At 69.7% G+C, this 16,887-nt stretch carries 13 protein-coding genes; 5 read left to right on the top strand and 8 right to left on the bottom strand.

Annotated elements, in window-relative coordinates:
• Window positions 1-58 precede the first annotated feature (58 nt).
• Together ABZ824_RS03390 and ABZ824_RS03385 are read right to left on the bottom strand one after the other, a co-directional pair.
• Window positions 59-1,810, bottom strand: coding sequence for an acyl-CoA dehydrogenase family protein (locus ABZ824_RS03390; protein WP_355070079.1), 1,752 nt, complete (start codon window positions 1,808-1,810; stop codon window positions 59-61).
• A 187-nt stretch (window positions 1,811-1,997) separates the two neighbouring features.
• Window positions 1,998-3,755: a proline--tRNA ligase gene (locus ABZ824_RS03385; RefSeq protein ID WP_356961403.1), complete on the bottom strand. Its 1,758-nt coding sequence runs from the start codon at window positions 3,753-3,755 to the stop codon at window positions 1,998-2,000.
• Between the two features lie 58 nt (window positions 3,756-3,813).
• Between ABZ824_RS03385 and yaaA the strand changes: the two genes are divergently transcribed.
• Window positions 3,814-4,557 carry a peroxide stress protein YaaA gene (yaaA, locus tag ABZ824_RS03380; RefSeq protein WP_356961402.1) on the top strand — a complete coding sequence of 248 codons (744 nt, stop codon included), beginning with the start codon at window positions 3,814-3,816 and terminating at the stop codon, window positions 4,555-4,557.
• On the opposite strand, the gene ABZ824_RS03375 is transcribed toward yaaA, so the two are convergent.
• Window positions 4,550-5,191, bottom strand: coding sequence for a metal-dependent phosphohydrolase (locus tag ABZ824_RS03375; protein ID WP_356961401.1), 642 nt, complete (start codon window positions 5,189-5,191; stop codon window positions 4,550-4,552). The two genes, yaaA and ABZ824_RS03375, sit on opposite strands and share 8 nt — an antisense overlap.
• Window positions 5,192-5,244: 53 nt before the next feature.
• Window positions 5,245-6,840, bottom strand: a complete 1,596-nt coding sequence (locus ABZ824_RS03370; RefSeq protein WP_356961400.1) for a PucR family transcriptional regulator — start codon at window positions 6,838-6,840, stop codon at window positions 5,245-5,247.
• A gap of 159 nt (window positions 6,841-6,999) precedes the next feature.
• Between ABZ824_RS03370 and ABZ824_RS03365 the strand changes: the two genes are divergently transcribed.
• Genes ABZ824_RS03365 through ABZ824_RS03355 form a run of 3 tightly spaced genes read left to right on the top strand, consistent with a single transcriptional unit; the run spans window position 7,000 to window position 10,323 of the window.
• Window positions 7,000-8,490 (top strand): CoA-acylating methylmalonate-semialdehyde dehydrogenase, encoded by a 1,491-nt coding sequence (locus ABZ824_RS03365; RefSeq protein ID WP_356961398.1) that lies wholly within the window; start codon window positions 7,000-7,002, stop codon window positions 8,488-8,490.
• 9 nt (window positions 8,491-8,499) lie between these two features.
• Window positions 8,500-9,849 (top strand): aspartate aminotransferase family protein, encoded by a 1,350-nt coding sequence (locus ABZ824_RS03360; protein WP_356961397.1) that lies wholly within the window; start codon window positions 8,500-8,502, stop codon window positions 9,847-9,849.
• Window positions 9,850-9,909: 60 nt separating this feature from the next.
• On the top strand, window positions 9,910-10,323 hold the full coding sequence (locus tag ABZ824_RS03355) for a PPOX class F420-dependent oxidoreductase (RefSeq protein ID WP_355070067.1): 414 nt from the start codon (window positions 9,910-9,912) through the stop codon (window positions 10,321-10,323).
• 2 nt (window positions 10,324-10,325) lie between these two features.
• On the opposite strand, the gene ABZ824_RS03350 is transcribed toward ABZ824_RS03355, so the two are convergent.
• Together ABZ824_RS03350 and cobA are read right to left on the bottom strand one after the other, a co-directional pair.
• Entirely contained in the window at window positions 10,326-11,786 is a 1,461-nt protein-coding gene (locus ABZ824_RS03350) for an MFS transporter (protein WP_355070065.1), read from the bottom strand.
• A 343-nt stretch (window positions 11,787-12,129) separates the two neighbouring features.
• A complete protein-coding gene (gene cobA / locus ABZ824_RS03345; RefSeq protein WP_355070063.1) occupies window positions 12,130-13,404 on the bottom strand; it encodes a uroporphyrinogen-III C-methyltransferase in 1,275 nt (424 codons plus the stop codon).
• 198 nt (window positions 13,405-13,602) lie between these two features.
• Here cobA and ABZ824_RS03340 point away from each other — a divergent pair, with 198 nt between their 5' ends.
• Complete coding sequence (locus ABZ824_RS03340) at window positions 13,603-14,046, top strand: nucleoside deaminase (protein ID WP_355070998.1); 444 nt, start codon at window positions 13,603-13,605, stop codon at window positions 14,044-14,046.
• Between the two features lie 17 nt (window positions 14,047-14,063).
• Here ABZ824_RS03340 and ABZ824_RS03335 read toward each other — a convergent pair whose 3' ends face one another.
• Window positions 14,064-15,422, bottom strand: a complete 1,359-nt coding sequence (locus ABZ824_RS03335; RefSeq protein WP_356961396.1) for a DoxX family protein — start codon at window positions 15,420-15,422, stop codon at window positions 14,064-14,066.
• Window positions 15,423-15,488: 66 nt separating this feature from the next.
• The gene (locus ABZ824_RS03330) at window positions 15,489-16,847 is read right to left on the bottom strand and encodes a DoxX family protein (protein ID WP_356961395.1); all 1,359 of its coding nucleotides are present in this window, start codon (window positions 16,845-16,847) and stop codon (window positions 15,489-15,491) included.
• Window positions 16,848-16,887: the final 40 nt, after the last annotated feature.

Genomic DNA, 16,887 nt, shown 5'->3' with positions numbered 1-16,887 from the left:
GAGACGACGCGAACGGCGGCCGCGGGCGCCCCGGGCCGCCGTTCGCTCGACAACCGGCCTACGGCCGCATCTCGTACGCGCCGTCGTAGGACGCGACCTCGGCCCACACCCGGTCGAAGCGCGGGCGATCGGCGACCGGCGGCCGCAACGCGGATGCCGCCCAGCCCTGCTGGTCCGGCGTGGCCGACGGCTTGCCGTACAGCGCGGTGGCGTAGCCGTTGAAGTCGCGGACCTGGAAGTCGAAGATCTGGTCGATCAGGTCGCGGTCCAAGCCGGTGATCGCGGCCTGCTCCAGGATCAGCTGGCCGTAGACCACCAGGGAGAACAGGTGGCCGATGGTCAGCATGAAGTCCAGGTCCTTCTGCTGCGCGGCGTCCGGTGCCGCCGTGGTCAGCAGCGTGCGCAGCGCCTGCGCCTGCTCGTAGAACCGGCTCACGTTCGGGATGTCGGCGTGCTTGTCGTAGATCGGCGCCCAGTCGGCGAAGCGCACCTTGCCCGCACCCCGCGCCGGGCCCTGGCGCCAAAAGAACGCGTCGTCGGCCGCGTCCTGCCGGGTGCCGATCTCCGGGTAGTCCTGCGGGTCGAACAGATAGTTGGGCATGAACTTCAGGATCTGCCCGACGTTCACGTGCACCGTGCCCTCGAGCCGGGGCAGCGTGCTGATCAGCCGTTGCACCTCGGCGAAGTAGGTGTTCTTCTCGAATCCCTTGGCGGCCAGCACATCCAGCAGCAGCGTCATGACGGTTTCGCCCTCGGAGGTCACCTTGGACTTCGTCATCGGGTTGAACAGCAGGTACCTGCGATCCTCCAGGCTCGCGCCGCGGAAGTAGTCGATCGCGCGGTCGCTGAACAGCTTCATCGCGATGATGCGCGCGTAGGCGTCGACGAAATTCGCCCGCACGTGCGGGAATTCGGTGACCGGGTTGCCGTAGAGGACGCGGTTGTTCGCATGGGTGATCGCCTCGTAGAAGGAGTGCTCGACCATGCCGATCCCGCCGTGGCACAGATTGAACTTGCCCACGTTCACGGTGTTCAGCGCCGCGGAGAACGCCTCGGGGCCGGTGTGCAGGATGTCCTCTGCGCGCACCGGGTAGTTCTCCAGCCGGAAGGTGCTCACGTACATCTGCTGGTGCACGACGTTGCCGAGCAGGCGATAGTTCTCGTGCCGGGAGTCGGCGGCGAACCAGACGTACGCGTCGGCGCCTTCGAGGTCGGCGCGGCGGGAGAACACCGACACCATGCTGGCCACGTTGCCGTTGCCGATGTAGTACTTCTCGCCGTTGGCGCGGAAGAGGATTCCGGCTTCGGCGTCCGCGCTTCCCGGCTCGGTCGGGGTCAGCACCAGGTCGGTGTTGTAGATGTCGGCGCCGTGCGTCTGCTCGGACAGACCGAACGCCATCACCTCACCCGCGGCCAGGTCGGCGGCCGCGCGCTTCTTGGCCGCCTCGTTGTCGCTCTGCCAGATCGGGCCGAGACCGAGGATGGTCACCTGCTCGGCGTACCAGTACGCCAGACCGTAGAAGCCGAAGATCTCCGACAGCGCCGCGTTGCGCGCGGCGTCCCAGCGGCGGTCCGGGTCACCGTCCGCGTAGGCCGCGGGGGTCAGGAAGGTGGCGAACAACTTCTCCTTCTTCACGAAGTCGAGGAAGTCCGCGGTCCACACCGCATTCGCGTCGTCGGCGAGCAGACGCTGCTTGCCCCGCCCCTCGAACCACTCGATCGTGGCGCGCAGCAGGCGCCGCGTCTCGGCGTCGAACTGCTGCGGATCATAGGTGGCGGGGTTGAACAACCGCACGTCGGTGTTTGTCATGCGGGTTAACTTACCAGCGGGTAACAGCAGCGTGGACGAGGTCTGCGGATCTGTGACCAGCGAATTCAGGTTACGGTCGCGTAGGTGGACACCGTCCCCGTTCCCGCGTGCGCATTCTCCTGCGGCCTTCGTGCCGATAGCGAACGGCCCCCGGCATTTTCTGCCGGGGGCCGTTCGGGGAAACGAGTCAGCCGCGAACTCTGGCCACCACCGCCTCCACCGCGGAGGCGGCGGGCAGTTCCTCGGTCTCGCCGGTGAAGCGGTCGCGCAGTTCGACCTTGCCGTCGGCCCAGCCGCGGCCGATCACCAGCACCAGCGGCATGCCGAGCAGCTCGGCGTCCTTGAACTTCACGCCCGGCGAGGCGGTGCGATCATCGAAGAGCACGTCCAAGCCCTGCGCGTGCAGGCCGGACACCACCTCTTCGGCGCCCGCGCGGGCCGCGTCGTCCTTGTTCGCGATGACGACGTGCACGTCGTAGGGCGCGACCGCCGCGGGCCAGCGCAGCCCCTTGTCGTCGTGCTGCTGCTCGGCGATCACCGCGACCATGCGGGAGACGCCGATGCCGTAGGACCCCATGGTCAGCCGCACCGGCTTGCCGTTCTCACCGAGCACGTCCACCTCGAACGCGTCGGTGTACTTGTTGCCGAGCTGGAAGATGTGGCCGATCTCGATGCCGCGCGCCGCCACCAGGGTGCCGCGCCCGTCGGGCGAGGGGTCGCCGTCACGGACCTCGGCGGCCTCGATGGTGCCATCCGGGACGAAGTCGCGGCCCGCGACCAGGCCGACGACGTGCCTGCCCGGCTCGTCGGCGCCGGTGATCCAGCTGGTGCCGGTGCCGACGCGGGGATCGACCAGGTACCGAATGCCGTTGGCCTGCAACGCCTTCGGGCCGATGTAGCCCTTGACCAGGAACGGATTCTCGGCGAAGTCCGCTTCGGTGAGCAGCTCGACCTCAGCCGGTTCGACCGAGGCGCCGAGGCGCTTGTCGTCGACCTCGCGGTCACCGGGGACGCCGATGCCGACGATCTCGGTCTTCCCGTCCGGGTGGCGCAATTTGACCATCACGTTCTTCAAGGTGTCGGCCGCAGTGACGGGGCGGCCGTAGCGCTCGGCGATGCCCGCGCCGTTGGCCCAGTCCACCAGCGTCGCGATGGTGGGAGTGTCCGGGGTGTCGTGCACGACCGCCTCGGGCTGTCCTTCGATGGGCAGCGGTTCGGGAGCGGGCGTGACCACCGCCTCCACGTTGGCCGCGTAGCCGGATTCCGGGCAGCGCACGTAGGTGTCCTCGCCGACCGGGCTGTCGGCCAGGAACTCCTCCGACGCGCTGCCGCCCATCGCGCCCGAGGTGGCGGCCACGATGACGTACTTGACCCGCAGCCGGTCGAAGATGCGCTGGTAGGCCTGGCGGTGCGCGTGATAGCTGGCCTTGAGGCCGTCCTCGTCCAGGTCGAAGGAGTAGGAGTCCTTCATCACGAACTCGCGCCCGCGCAGGATGCCCGCCCGCGGGCGCTCCTCGTCGCGATACTTGGTCTGGATCTGGTACAGCGTGACCGGCAGGTCCTTGTAGGAGCTGTACTCGCCCTTCACGGTGAGCGCGAAGAGCTCCTCGTGGGTGGGTCCGAGCAGGTAGTCCGCGCCCTTGCGGTCGCGCAGCCGGAACAGGCCGTCGCCGTATTCGGTCCACCGGTTGGTGGTCTCGTACGGTTCGCGTGGCAGCAGCGCGGGTAGCGAGATCTCCTGCCCCCCGATCGCGTCCATCTCCGCGCGCACCACGTCCTCGACCTTGCGCAGCACACGCAGGCCCAGCGGCAGCCACGAGTAGACACCCGGGGCGACGCGGCGCACGTAGCCGGCACGGACCAAGAGTTTGTGGCTGGGCACCTCCGCGTCGGCGGGATCGTCGCGGAGCGTGCGCAGGAACAGGCGGGAGAGGCGGGTGATCACGGAAGCACAGGGTAGTCGCTGGCCGGACGCAGGTCCCAGCGCATTACCGTATTCGTTCGTGCTGGTCCTGCTGCCTCCCTCCGAAACCAAGTCCGACGGCGGCGCCGGGGCGCCGCTCACCCTGGACTCGCTGGCGATGCCGCAGCTCACGGCGGTGCGCGCCCGGCTGATCGAGGAAGTGGTGCGCCTGGCGGCCGACCCGGAACGCTCCCGGCACGCGCTCGGCCTCGGCAAGGGGGCCGACGGCGAGATCGCCCGCAACGCCGCGCTGCGCACCTCGCCGACGCGGCCCGCGCTGGAGCGTTACACCGGCGTGCTCTACGACGCGCTCGACGCGCGCTCGTTCACCAAGGCGCAGCGGGCCAAGGCGGATGCCCGGCTAGGTATCGGCTCCGCGTTGTTCGGCGCGGTCCGCGCCGGTGACCCGATTCCCGCGTACCGTCTGTCCGGCGGCTCGAAACTACCCGGGCTGCCTACTCTTTCGGCCGTCTGGCGCGACGAGCTCGCGGCGGCGCTGCACGCCGAGGCGGCGGGCGAACTCGTCGTCGACCTGCGCTCGGGCACCTATCAGCAGTTGGGGCGGGTGCCCGGCGCGATCACCGCCAACGTCCTCACCGAGCATCCGGATGGGTCGCGCACGGTGGTGAGTCATTTCAACAAACACCACAAGGGTCTGCTGGCGCGTGCCCTCGTGCTCACCAGAGCCGAACCAGCCGACGTGCGGGGCGTCGCACGGGTGGCGGCCAAAGCGGGGTTGCGAGCCGAGATCGCCTCTGCCACCGAACTTCTGATAATCACCTGAGCGCGTCCGGCTGTTCCGTGGTGAGCGCGGCGAGTTCGGCCGCGAGGTTGGCTCGGGCCGCCTCCTCGTACCGGCGCCGCGCCGTGGGCGTCCGGAACAACCGCGGCTGCTCGGCCAGTTTCCGCAGCACCGCCGCCCGGCCCGCGCGGAACAGATCGTCCGGGACGTGCGCGTATTCCGCGCGCACCGCCCGCGTATAGGCGGCGTACCCCGACGCGTCGGCGGCGAGGATCGCCAGGTCGGCGTCGCAGAGCACGTTGCCGTTGCGATCGTCGGCTGCGGTCCGGTGGGTCGCGGTCAGGCGAACCAATCTGCCGACTTCGCCGACCAACTCGGCCCTCGCACCCAGCGCGGACAGCGTCGTTTCGGCCAGTTCGGCGCTGCGCTCCTCGTTGTCGGCGCGATCGACGGCATAGATCGCGTCGTGGAAGAAGGCCGCGTAGCGAACAGCGGCCACCTCGTGCGCGTCCTGCGCCAGATCGTCGATGACCGACAGCATCGCCGCCAGATGATCGACCGTGTGATACCGCCGATGCGGCTCCCGGTACCGATCGATCAGCTCCGAACCCACCGCGCCGAACTGTTCCCCCGCCAACTCGATCCAGCGAGCCAGCAAACCTTCCTCCACCGTCATGGGCCCAGTCTCACGCGAACCGCGGTCGCGCGACAACGGCGTGGCGACCGGGATCACCCTTGACCCGGACCCGCCGTCAGATCACGGATCAACAGCGCGGTGTGCAGGGAGGTGCGGGACTCGCCGTCGTCGAGATCGACTTCGAGGATGCGCGCGATGCGGGCGAGCCGTTCGTAGAGGGTGGGGCGGCTGATTCCGAGCCTGCGGGCGAGTTCGGTCTTGTTGCCCGCGAGATCGAGGAACTGCCGCAGCGTGCGGGTCAGATCCGCGTCGTGGCGGATGTCGTAGCGCAGCAGCGCGCTCAGCTCGGTCTCGGCGAAGCGCTGCACGCCCGGCTCCGCCCGGATCAGCGACAGCAGTCCGCGCAGCCGCACGTCGCCGCTGCGATAGAACGGCCGAGACGCCGAAGTTCGCAGCGAGAGCGCGACTTCCGCGACGTGCGCGGCGTGCGGGAGGCCGTGGGCGGTGTCCAGCAGTGTGTCGGATACCGCGCCCGCGCCGATCACCACTCCGCGCACGCCGTCGACGCGCCGGACCTCGCCGAGCATCGCGGCGCACGCGGCGGCCAATGCCTCGTCCGGATCACCGGCCCGAGGCAGCGCGACGATCAACGACACCCGGTCGCCCGGCTCGGTGGCGACCAGCGCGGTCACCTTGGCCAGCCCCAGCCCGTGCGTCACCGCGTCCACGATGCCCGCCGTGCGGCGCTGACCCGCCAGCGGATCGGACTCGGCCGCCGCGGCGACCTCGACGGCCAGCGGCACGTAGACGGCACGGCGAGCCAACCCGAGCGCGGCGGCGCGCGCGAGGGCGTCGCGCTCGTCCAGTCTGCCGTTGACCAAGTCGTCGATCAGTCCGGTCTGCGCCTGGCGGTGCAGGCCGAAGCGATCCCGCTCGATCATGCGGTGCAAAGTCAGCGTCTGGGCGGCGCGTTCGAGCACCATGCGCGCCCGTGCGGTCGGCACGCCGTCGGCGCGCAGGATCAACCGTCCCCAGCGCTGCGGGTGCGGGCCGACGGCCACCGCGTTCCAGTCGTCCGGCAGCAGGCGGGAGGTGGCCTCCCAGTTCTCCAGCACCGCCGAGGCGGACGCGTGGCGCGCGGACAGCGCGAGCACCCGGTGCGCCAGGTCCTCCAGCACCACCGAGGCGTCGAGCATCGCCGCCGCGGTCTGCACGATCTCGGCCAGCGCGGCGCGACGCACACTCAGCTCCGTGAACGTCTCGTGCACGGTGCGCGCGAACTCCACTTCCGCGTACTGCTCGGCGACGATCACCCGGTGCACCGCCTCGGTGATCTCCACGAATCGGGTCACCCGGTGCAGCGCGATCAAAGGAAGCCCCAGCGCGTCGGCCGTCGCCCCGACAGCGGGCGACACCTCGGGCACGTGGTCGCCCAGTTCGACCACCAGTCCCGACACGCCCGCACCGGCCAGCGCGGTCAGATACCGCGTCGTCGCCGCATCGCCGTGGCTCATGGGCTGCCCGGTGGTCAAGATCAGCTCGCCGCCGACCAGCAGGGGCGCCACGTCGGCCACCTCGCTCACGTGCACCCAGCGCACCGGCCGCGCCAGCGATCCCCCGCCGACGACCTCCGGTTCACCGGCACGCAGCACCGGCATCGCCAGCACATCGGCGACGGAGAGGAGCATTGACGAATCGTAATACTCGCTCCCGAATTCCTTACTGATCGTCGGCACACCGAGAAGGGTGTATGCCGGACAGTGGTAGTCAGGCCGCGTTCTCGCCCCCGATCCGGTCCAGGCGGGAACCACGGCACCGCCGATGCTCACCGATCGAATCGAGGAGACATGCAAACCATCGCGCACTGGCTCGACGGCAAAGCTTTCGCGGGCACCAGCGAGACGACGGCCCCGGTGACCAACCCGGCGACCGGCGAAGTGACCGGACAGGTCGCGCTGGCGACCGTCGCCGATACCCGCGCGGCCATCGATTCCGCCGCGAAGGGCTTCCCGGCTTGGCGGGACACCTCACTGACCCGGCGCACCCAGATCCTGTTCCGGTTCCGTGAGCTGCTGAACGAACGCAAGGAGGAGCTGGCCCGGCTGATCACCGCCGAACACGGCAAGGTCGTCGCCGATGCCGTCGGCGAGGTGAGCCGCGGCCTGGAAGTAGTCGAATTCGCCTGCGGCATACCGCATCTACTCCAGGGCGGCTACACCGAGAACGCCTCGACCAAGGTCGACATCTTCTCCATCCGCCAGCCGCTCGGACCGGTCGCGATCATCTCGCCGTTCAACTTTCCCGCGATGGTGCCGATGTGGTTCTTCCCGATCGCCATCGCAGCGGGCAACACGGTGGTGCTCAAACCGAGCGAGAAGGACCCGTCCCCGTCGCTGTGGCTGGCGCGGCTGTGGGCCGAAGCCGAACTGCCCGCGGGGGTGTTCACCGTGCTGCAAGGCGACAAGGTGGCGGTCGACGAACTGCTGGACAACCCGGGCGTCAAGGCCGTCTCGTTCGTCGGCTCGACGCCGATCGCCCGGTACGTCTACCAGCGCGGCACCGCCGCGGGCAAGCGGGTGCAGGCGCTCGGCGGCGCGAAGAACCACATGGTGGTACTGCCGGACGCGGACCTGGAACTGGCCGCCGACGCCGCGGTGAACGCCGGGTTCGGCTCGGCGGGCGAGCGGTGCATGGCGATCAGCGTGGTGGTCGCCGTGGGCGGGGCGGGCGACGCGCTGGTCGGCAAGATCGCCGAGCGGGCCAGGACCATCAAGACCGGCGACGGCACCCGGGGCGTCGACATGGGCCCGCTGGTCACCCGGGCGCACCGCGACCGGGTCGCCGAGTACATCGCGGCGGGTGAATCCGCCGGAGCCACGGTGGTTCTCGACGGCCGTGGCGTCGATGCGGACGGCGCGGCCGACGGCTTCTGGCTCGGTCCGACGATTCTGGACCGGGTCACCACCGACATGAGCGTCTACACCGACGAGATCTTCGGACCCGTGCTGTCGGTGGTGCGCGCCGACAGCTACGACGACGCGCTGGCGCTGATCAACGCCAACCCCTACGGCAACGGCACCGCCCTGTTCACCAACGACGGCGGCGCGGCGCGCCGCTTCCACAACGAGGTCGAAGTCGGGATGGTCGGCATCAACGTGCCGATCCCGGTTCCGATGTCCTACTACAGCTTCGGCGGCTGGAAGAACTCGCTGTTCGGCGACGCGCACGCGCACGGCGCCGACGGCGTGCGGTTCTTCACCCGCACCAAAGCGGTCACCACCCGCTGGCTCGATCCCAGCCACGGTGGACTGAACCTCGGCTTCCCCCGGAACAGGTAGGCGGACGCGATGACAGAAAGCAAGGCCCGGGCGGCGGTCGACCGGGCCAACGACCTCGATCGCAGGCACGTCTTCCACTCCTGGTCGGCGCAGGCGCATCGGGACCTCATGACGATCACCGCGGCGGCGGGTTGCTACGTGTGGGACGGCGAGGGCAACCGACTGCTCGACTTCTCCTCGCAGATGGTCAACACCAACATCGGCCACCAGCACCCGAAGGTCGTCGCGGCCGTGCAGCAGCAGGCGGCGAAGCTGTGCACCGTCGCGCCGCAGTACGTCAACGAGGCCCGTTCGGAGGCGGCACGGCTCATCGCCGAGCGCACCCCCGGCGACCTCGACCGGATCTTCTTCACCAACGGCGGCGCCGACGCCGTCGAGCACGCGGTGCGGATGGCGCGGCTGCACACCGGCCGCTACAAGGTGCTCTCGCGTTATCGCTCCTACCACGGCGGCACCGAGACCGCGATCAACCTGACCGGCGACCCGCGGCGCTGGCCCAACGACCACGGCAACAGCGGCGTGGTCCATTTCTTCGGACCGTTCTTGTACCGCAGCCAGTTCCACGCGACCACCGAGGCCGAGGAAGCCGAGCGCGCGCTCGCGCATCTCGAGCAGACCATCGCGTTCGAGGGTCCGGAGACGATCGCGGCGATCGTGCTCGAAACGGTCCCCGGCACCGCGGGCATCATGGTCCCGCCGCCGGGATACCTGGCGGGCGTGCGTGCCCTGTGCGACGCGTACGGGATCGTGTTCATCGCCGACGAGGTGATGTGTGGCTTCGGCCGGACCGGGAAATGGTTCGCCCTCGAGCATTTCGACGGCGTCGTGCCGGACCTGCTCACCTTCGCCAAGGGCGTGAACTCCGGATACGTGCCGCTGGGCGGGGTCGCGATCGGTCCGGCCATCGCCGCGACCTTCGCCGACCGGGCCTACCCCGGCGGGCTCACCTACTCGGGGCATCCGCTGGCCACGGCCGCGGCGGTGGCCACCATCACCGCGATGCGCGAGGAGCGGATCGTGGAGAACGCCGCCGACATCGGCGCCCGCGTGCTCGGACCGGGTCTGCGGGAACTCGCGCAACGCCATCCCAGCATCGGCGAAGTGCGCGGCCTGGGCGTGTTCTGGGCGGTCGAGCTGGTCCGCGACCGGGAAACCCGCGAGCCGCTGGCACCGTACGGCGGCTCGAGCCCGGCGATGACCGAACTGGTCGCGGCATGCCGGGCGGCCGGGTTGCTGCCGCTGGTGAACTTCAACCGGCTGCACGTCGTGCCGCCGTGCGTGCTCACCGAGACCGAGGCGAAGGAGGGGCTGGCGATTCTGGACCACGCGTTGGCGGCGGCGGACCGGCACACCGTCTAGTGACAGCGTCTTTCGCGGCCGACGGGAATGCGGGGCCGTCTGGCGCTGTTCGCTCAGAGCGTGACCACTACCGCTGAGTTCTCCGACGAACTGAAGAAGTACCTGGACGAAGAGAAGGTCTTCGCCACCGCGGCCACGATCGGCCCCAACGGGCAGCCGCACCTGACCGTGATCTGGCTGAAGCGCGACGGCAACGACCTGCTCTTCTCCACCACGACAGATCGCCAGCAGGGCAAGAACCTCGCCCGCGACCCGCGCATCACCGTGCTGATCAATCCGCCGGACAACCCGTACGTCTACGCGGAGATCCGGGGCAGCGCGACCCTCACGCCCGATCCGGAGAAGACGCTGCCCAACGAGCTGTCGGCGAAGTACACCGGACAGAAGTACGTGGACTTCAACCCCGCCTCCGTCAACGACGGCCCGCGCGTCATCGTGCGCGTGACACCCCGTCGAGTAGCTGGGAGGTTCTGAGTTCAGGCCTGCTGGGCTTCTTCTTGGGCGTGCTGGGCCATGGCCAGTTGTTGCGGGGTGAAGCGCAGGGTCAGGGCGACCAGCCCGGCCGCGAACGCGGCGAAGGCGCAGACGAACAGCACCAGGGTGTAGCCGTTGCCGAGCGCGGCGATCTCCGCGGACGTCATCCCGGCCACCTTCTCGGTGCGGCCGCCGAGCGAGAGGGTGCGCGAGGCGGCGATCGGGGTGAGCAGGCCGATGGCCACGGGGGTGGCAAGGTTCATGAACATCTGCCCGACCGCGGCCAGCGGGCCGATATTGGCGGGCGGCACGCCGACCAGCACGCACAGCGGTGCGAGCACCATGGCGATGCCGACGCCGAAGCCGATCACCACCAGCAGCGGCAGCAGCGTGGCGAAGTACATGACCTCGCCGTCGAGGGTGGAGCCGAACAGCAGTCCGACACCGAGCACCACGGCCGCGCCCGCGAGCAGCCAGCGCGGCGCGATGTACAGCGCCGCCTTGGAGGCCACCGCGCCGCCGATGCCGATGCCGACGGTGAACGGAATCGCCGCGACGCCCGCCTTGAGCGGCCCGTACCCGATGACGTTCTGCATGAACTGGGCGACGAAGAAGGTCATCGCGCCCAGCACGCCACCGGCCAGGAAGATCAGCAGGAAGGTGGCGACGCGGTCACGGCTGTCGAACAGCGACCACGGCAGCAGCGGGTCGTCCACCCGCCGTTCCAGCGCCACGAAGACGATCAGCAGCACGACGCCCGCGATCAGCGAACCGATGATCGCCGGGTGCCCCCACCCCATCTCCGGCCCCTCGGTCGCGCCGAACACGATCGACGCGCAGGCGAAGGTGCCGAGCACCGCGCCGGGGATGTCGAGGGCCGAACGGTGATGTTCGGTGTCGGCGAGCTTGTAGGCCGCGCCGAGGATGATCAGCGCGCCGATCGGGACGTTGATCAGGAAGATCCACCGCCACGACAACTGGGTCAGCGCGCCGCCGACCACGAGGCCGCCGACGGAGCCGATGCCGACCATCGACCCGACGATCGCGATCGCCTGGTTGCGTGCCTTGCCCGGCGCGAAGGTCGTCGCCACGAGCGCGAACGCGGTCGGCGCCGCGACGGCCGCGCCCGCGCCCTGGAAGGCCCGCGCGGCGAGCAGCATCGCCTGGTTCTGCGCCAATCCGCACAACAGCGAGGCCAGCGTGAACACCGCGACACCGACCACGAGCATGCGCTTGCGGCCGAACGCGTCACCGAGCCTGCCGCCGAGCAGCATCAGACCCGCGAAGGTGAGCCCGTAGGAGGTCACCGTCCACGCGCTGCCCGCGCTGGACAACCCCATTTCCTCTTGCAGCCGCGGCAGCGCGAAGATCACGACCGTACCGTCGAGCACGACCATGAGCTGCAATCCGCTCAGGACTAGGATCGCGAGCCCGAAGGCCCGCTGCGTCACTGGATACTGCATCGTCGCAGCGGGGTTCCGAAGCACAGTGAGTCACTGTAATTGATGCCGCTGCCGTATTTGTCCGCCCACCGGCCCGGCCGGGTGCACGACGGGGAGCTGGCCCGGTGATCCGGGCGGGCCGAAAGGTCTCCGGCTCGTCCGCTCCACTGCCGGCCCTCGGTCGACCGGGCGACCTGCTGTGCGGCACGTCGCGGGGAGGATCGGGCGCCGGCCCGGCGAGCGACGACGCGCGCATCCAGCGGGCGGCCACCGGCACGGTGGTGGCCTCCCACCGCGACCGGGACGGGCGGCGGTCGATGCGGCCATGGTCTCGCGGAATCGGATCGCCGCACCGCCGCGGACGCTAGCCCGCCGCGGAGTCGGCGTGCGGAACGAGCGCGTCGGCGGAGAAACCGGCGGTCGGGCCGATCACCACGATCGCGGGTGGGCGGATGCCCTCGGCGCGAACCCGGGCGGCCACCGTGCCGAGATCGGCGCGCAGCACGCGCTGCGTGCGCAGCGTGCCCTCCTGGATGACGGTGGCGGGGGTACCCGCCGGACGACCGCCCTCCAGCAGCGCGGCGGCGAATTGTTCGATCCGCTCCACCGCCATCATCAGCACCAGGGTGCCGCGCAGCCGGGCCAGTGCGGGCCAGTCCACCAGCGAATCCGGGTGATCCGGCGCGACGTGCCCGCTCACCACCACGAACTCGTGGGTGACGCCGCGATGGGTCACCGGGATACCCGCCGCGGCGGGCACCGAGATGGGACTGGTGACGCCGGGCACCACCGTGACCGGGACCCCGGCGGCCACACAGGCCTCCAGCTCCTCGTACCCGCGCCCGAACACGTACGGGTCGCCGCCCTTGAGCCGCACCACGAACTTGCCCGCCTTCGCGCCTTCGATCAGCGCGTTGTTGATCGCTTCCTGCGCCATCGCCCGTCCGTACGGGATCTTGGCGGCGTCGACCACCTCGACCTCGGGCCCGAGCTCGGCGAGCAGTTCCGGCGGCGCGAGCCGGTCGGCCACCACCAGATCCGCCCTGGCCAGCAGCCGCCGTCCGCGCACGGTGATCAGGTCGGGATCACCGGGCCCACCGCCCACCAGGGCGACACCGGGCGCGATCGGCGTCGAGTCGTCGCTCACGACACCGGATTGCAGGGCTTCCAGCAACGCGTTGCGCACGGCCGCCGAGCGCCGGTGCTGCCCGCTCGCGAGCACACCGAGGGTGAGCCCGTCGTAGCGTGCGGTGGCCGGGGTGACCGCCGTGCCCAGCCGTGCCGTGTCGGCCCGCACGCAGAAGACCCGCCGCCGGGTCGCCTCGGCCACCACCGCCGCGTTGGTCTCGGGTTCGTCGGTGCACGCGATCGCGTACCAGGCGCCGTCGAGGTCGCCGTCGGCGTAATCGCGCAGCGTGACGGTGATCTGCCCGGAGCTCGCCATTCCCTCGACCGCGGGCGTGACGGCACGACTCACGACGTGGACGTCCGCGCCGGAGGCGATCAGCAGGCCCAGCCTGCGCTGCGCCACCGACCCACCGCCGACCACGACGACACGCCGTCCGTGCAGATCGAGCCCGACCAGGTAGTTCGGGTCGCCGGTGGGCTGCTCTTGCGTTGCGTCTGACGTGTTCGGCACAAGTTTCGAGCCTACGGCGTGACCGTCGGGCACCGGCAATCGACCGGCACGCCCGCACGGACGACGCAACGACCGCGCGGCCGGGCAAACCTACTGTGACCAGCGGTAACAAGCGATTCGACGGTCCGCGGCGGTAGGTTGCGGTGTAGTCGTCCAGCTCGGAAAGGCGGACCGATGAAGCAGCCGACACCGGCACGACTGCTCGACGTGGCCTACGACGAGGCGCTGCGCGGGCTCGCCGAGGGCGGGATCCCGATCGGCGCCGCCCTCTTCGACGCGGGCGGCACCCTGCTCGGGCGTGGCCGTAACCGCCGGGTGCAGTCCGGCGACCCCAGCATGCACGCCGAGACCGACGCCTTCCGCGCGGCGGGACGTCGTCGCGATTACCGCGACACCATCATGGTCACCACGCTCTCGCCGTGCTGGTATTGCAGCGGCCTGGTCCGTCAGTTCGGCATCGGCTCGGTGGTGGTCGGGGAGTCGCAGACCTTCTCCGGCGGGCACGAATGGCTCGCCGGGCACGGCGTCGCCGTCACCGTCCTGGAAGACCGGCGCTGCATCGACCTGATGACCCGCTTCATCGCCGAGCATCCCGCGCTGTGGCACGAGGACATCGGATTCGCCGACGATCTCGAGGCTTGACCCGAGCCGCGAGCGGCTCAGCGGAAATACGGATATTCCTGCACCCAATGAAAACCGCGGCTGCGCAATGGGAAGTCCTCGAGCGCGACCGCGGTCAGCGCCACCGAGACCGGCTGCCCGGCGAGCGTGCCCGTCAAGGTCAGCCGTTCGGGCGCGGGCCGGTCGAAGCCGAAACTGCCCAGCGGTTGCGGTCCCCCGCCGACGGCCGTCGGCGGCGCGGCCATGGCAAGCGTGCGCGCGCCGGGATCGACCATGGCGAGCACCGGGACCAACTGACCGTCCATTCGTTGCACGGTCGCCCCGTCCCGGTCGAAGACGATTCTCTGCCAACGTAATTGATCGGTGCTCAACGGTGGAAGCGGTTTGCCGTCCACGCTGAAGTCGGTGACCGCCCAGATGCCGTACAGCGGAGGTTCCGGCCGCCCGGCTCCCTCTTCGTTCCACCTTTCCCAGCCGGTGTAGGCGTTCGAGAACACCAGCCACACCCCGAGCGCGATCTGCGCCGCGGCCGCGATCCGACGGGCCCGGGGCGAGTGCAGCAACGGCGGTGTCGTCGACCGCCCGGTGGGCCGGTCCAGCACGAGCGCGTTCGCCAGACGCCCGGCCTCAGGAACGAGCAGCACCAGGCACAGCAACATCAGGTGGAACGACAGGATTTTCGCGGGCACGTCGTAGGTCATGTCCAGCACGAACACCTGTGTCGTGCATACCAAGGCGAGCATGGCGCCCACCAGCGCGGTGCGCGGTACGAACAGCAGCACACCGGCGAGCAGTTCTGCCGAGCCCAGCAGGATCTCGTACTGCGGCGACACGCCGATGTGGTTCCAGAGCACCGCCATCGGACTGAAGTTCCCGTAGGGCTCGAGCAATCGACTCAGCGGTGTGGGCGGCATCTGGGTCGGGACGGCCTTCGCCATGCCGTAGGAGATCAGCTGCCCCGCCAGGCACAAACGCACGAACAGCAGGAACCACGGTTGCACGGCGCGGTAATGCGGCCGCTGCCGATCCAGCACGCTCCAGAGCAGGGTTCCGAACACCGCGGCCACCAGGACGACGAACACCAGCACCCAGAAGTACGCCTGGTCACCGCTGATCGAAGCGGTGTTCGCCGCGACGGACGCGCCGAACACGCGCGTCCCGACCCCCTCCACCACCGGACGCAGCGCGCGGGCCGCGCCGTAGTTCACCCAGTCCGGCAGCCATTCGCGCGTCAGTCCGAGGAACTCCGGGACGATCGACGGATACGCCAGGCAGAACAGTCCGAAGTACAGGAAGCCGAAACGGAACGTCACCCGGGTCGCCCCGCTCCACGGCCGGACTCCGGCGTCCTCCGCGCTAGCGGCGGCGTCTGTCCGATCCAGGATCGCTTCGGTCACGACGGCCCTCCAGTCCGAGTCGATGCAGACCGAAGGTATCGAAAAGAGCCGTGGCCGTATGGGATTTCAGCGGAAGTACGGGTATTCCTGAACGAAGTGGAATCCCCGGCCGCGCAGCGGGAAGGAATTCAGGTCCATCCGGTCCAGCGACAGGGTCACCGGCGTTCCGTTCAGCTCACCCGTCAACGACAGCGTGTCGGTGCCGGGTCGGGCGAAGGTGAAAGCGCCGAGGCGGGCGGGCGGAGCGCCTGCCGACTGGGGAGCCTCCGACAGAACAATGGTGTGCGCGGCCTCGTCGACCACCGCCACGACGGGCACGAACGAGTCGTCCATCTTCTGCACGGTCGTGCCCTGGCGGTCGAAGACGAGCCGCCGCCAGCGGCCCTCGTCGGTGAGCAGCGGCGGCGCCGGTTGCCCGTCCCTGGTGAACTCGCCGACGGTCCAGATGCCGTAGAGCGCGGGCTTCGGCGCGCCGTCACCCGACTCGCGCCAGGTGTGCCAGCCGATGTACACACCGCCGATCAGCACCCACAGGCCCAGAGCCACTTGCGCCGCCGCCGCGATCCGGTTCGCGCGGCGGGAACCGAACAGCGGCGGCTGCGCGGCCGGTTCGGACGGTCGTTCCAGCACGAGCAGGTTCGCCAACCGCCCGGCCTGCGGCGCCAGCACCACCAGCGAGAGCAGCAGCAAGTGGAACGAGAGGATCTTCACCGGCACGTCGTAGGTCATGTTCAGCACGAAGACCTGTGCCATGCTCACCAGACTGAGCAACGCGCCCGCCGTCGCTGTGCGCGGGAGGAACAGCAGCAGGCCACCGAGCACCTCGGCCGTACCGAGCAGGATTTCGTACATGGGCGCGGCGCCGACCTGGTTCCAGAGCACCGACGCCGGGCTCATCGTCCCGTACGGTTGCAGCAGCGCGGTCAGCGAAGGCGCGGGCATCTGCGACGGAATCGCCTTGGCCAGACCGTAGAAGAGCATTTGGCCGCCCAGGCACAGCCGGATGAACACCAGGAACCAGTTGCGCAGTGCCGTGTAGTCCCGGCGGCGGTGATCGAGGATCGACCAGACGATCGTGATCAGCGCCGCGGCGACGAGTTCGCAGAAGATCAGCAGCCAGATCGCGGCCTGGTCGCCGCTGCCCGAATTCTCGTGCAAGACGGCTTCGACCCCGAAGACATGCTCGCCGACCCACCCGACCAGCGGGCTCGTCGTGCGCATCTGCCACAGGATCGCGCTCTCGGGCAGCCACTTGCTCAGTATCCCGGTGAAGACGAAGAGGATCTGGGCGAACAGCAGGCAGAACAGACCGAAGTAGGCGAAGACGAAGCGGAACGCGATCCGGGTCGGCAGGCTCCACGGCCGCCGCTCGTCACCGGTTCGCGCCTCGCCGCTCGTCAGGACTTCCATTTCGACGGTACGCACACCGCTCCCCTCGCAGGCCGACAGATTGGCCAGCCGAAAG

Origin of the sequence: Nocardia sp. NPDC047038, assembly GCF_040644075.1 — a bacterium.
GTDB classification, from domain to species: Bacteria; Actinomycetota; Actinomycetes; order Mycobacteriales; family Mycobacteriaceae; genus Nocardia; species Nocardia sichangensis.
This window is presented reverse-complemented; position numbering and strand designations above follow the sequence as displayed.

What these genes read in the sequence shown, in the direction of transcription:
- ABZ824_RS03390 (WP_355070079.1), bottom strand. Translation starts at nt 1,810, where the DNA reads ATGACAAACACCGACGTGCGGTTGTTCAACCCCGCCACCTATGATCCG.
- ABZ824_RS03375 (WP_356961401.1), bottom strand. Translation starts at nt 5,191, where the DNA reads ATGACGGTGGAGGAAGGTTTGCTGGCTCGCTGGATCGAGTTGGCGGGG.
- ABZ824_RS03370 (WP_356961400.1), bottom strand. Translation starts at nt 6,840, where the DNA reads ATGCTCCTCTCCGTCGCCGATGTGCTGGCGATGCCGGTGCTGCGTGCC.
- ABZ824_RS03365 (WP_356961398.1), top strand. Translation starts at nt 7,000, where the DNA reads ATGCAAACCATCGCGCACTGGCTCGACGGCAAAGCTTTCGCGGGCACC.
- ABZ824_RS03360 (WP_356961397.1), top strand. Translation starts at nt 8,500, where the DNA reads ATGACAGAAAGCAAGGCCCGGGCGGCGGTCGACCGGGCCAACGACCTC.
- ABZ824_RS03350 (WP_355070065.1), bottom strand. Translation starts at nt 11,786, where the DNA reads ATGCAGTATCCAGTGACGCAGCGGGCCTTCGGGCTCGCGATCCTAGTC.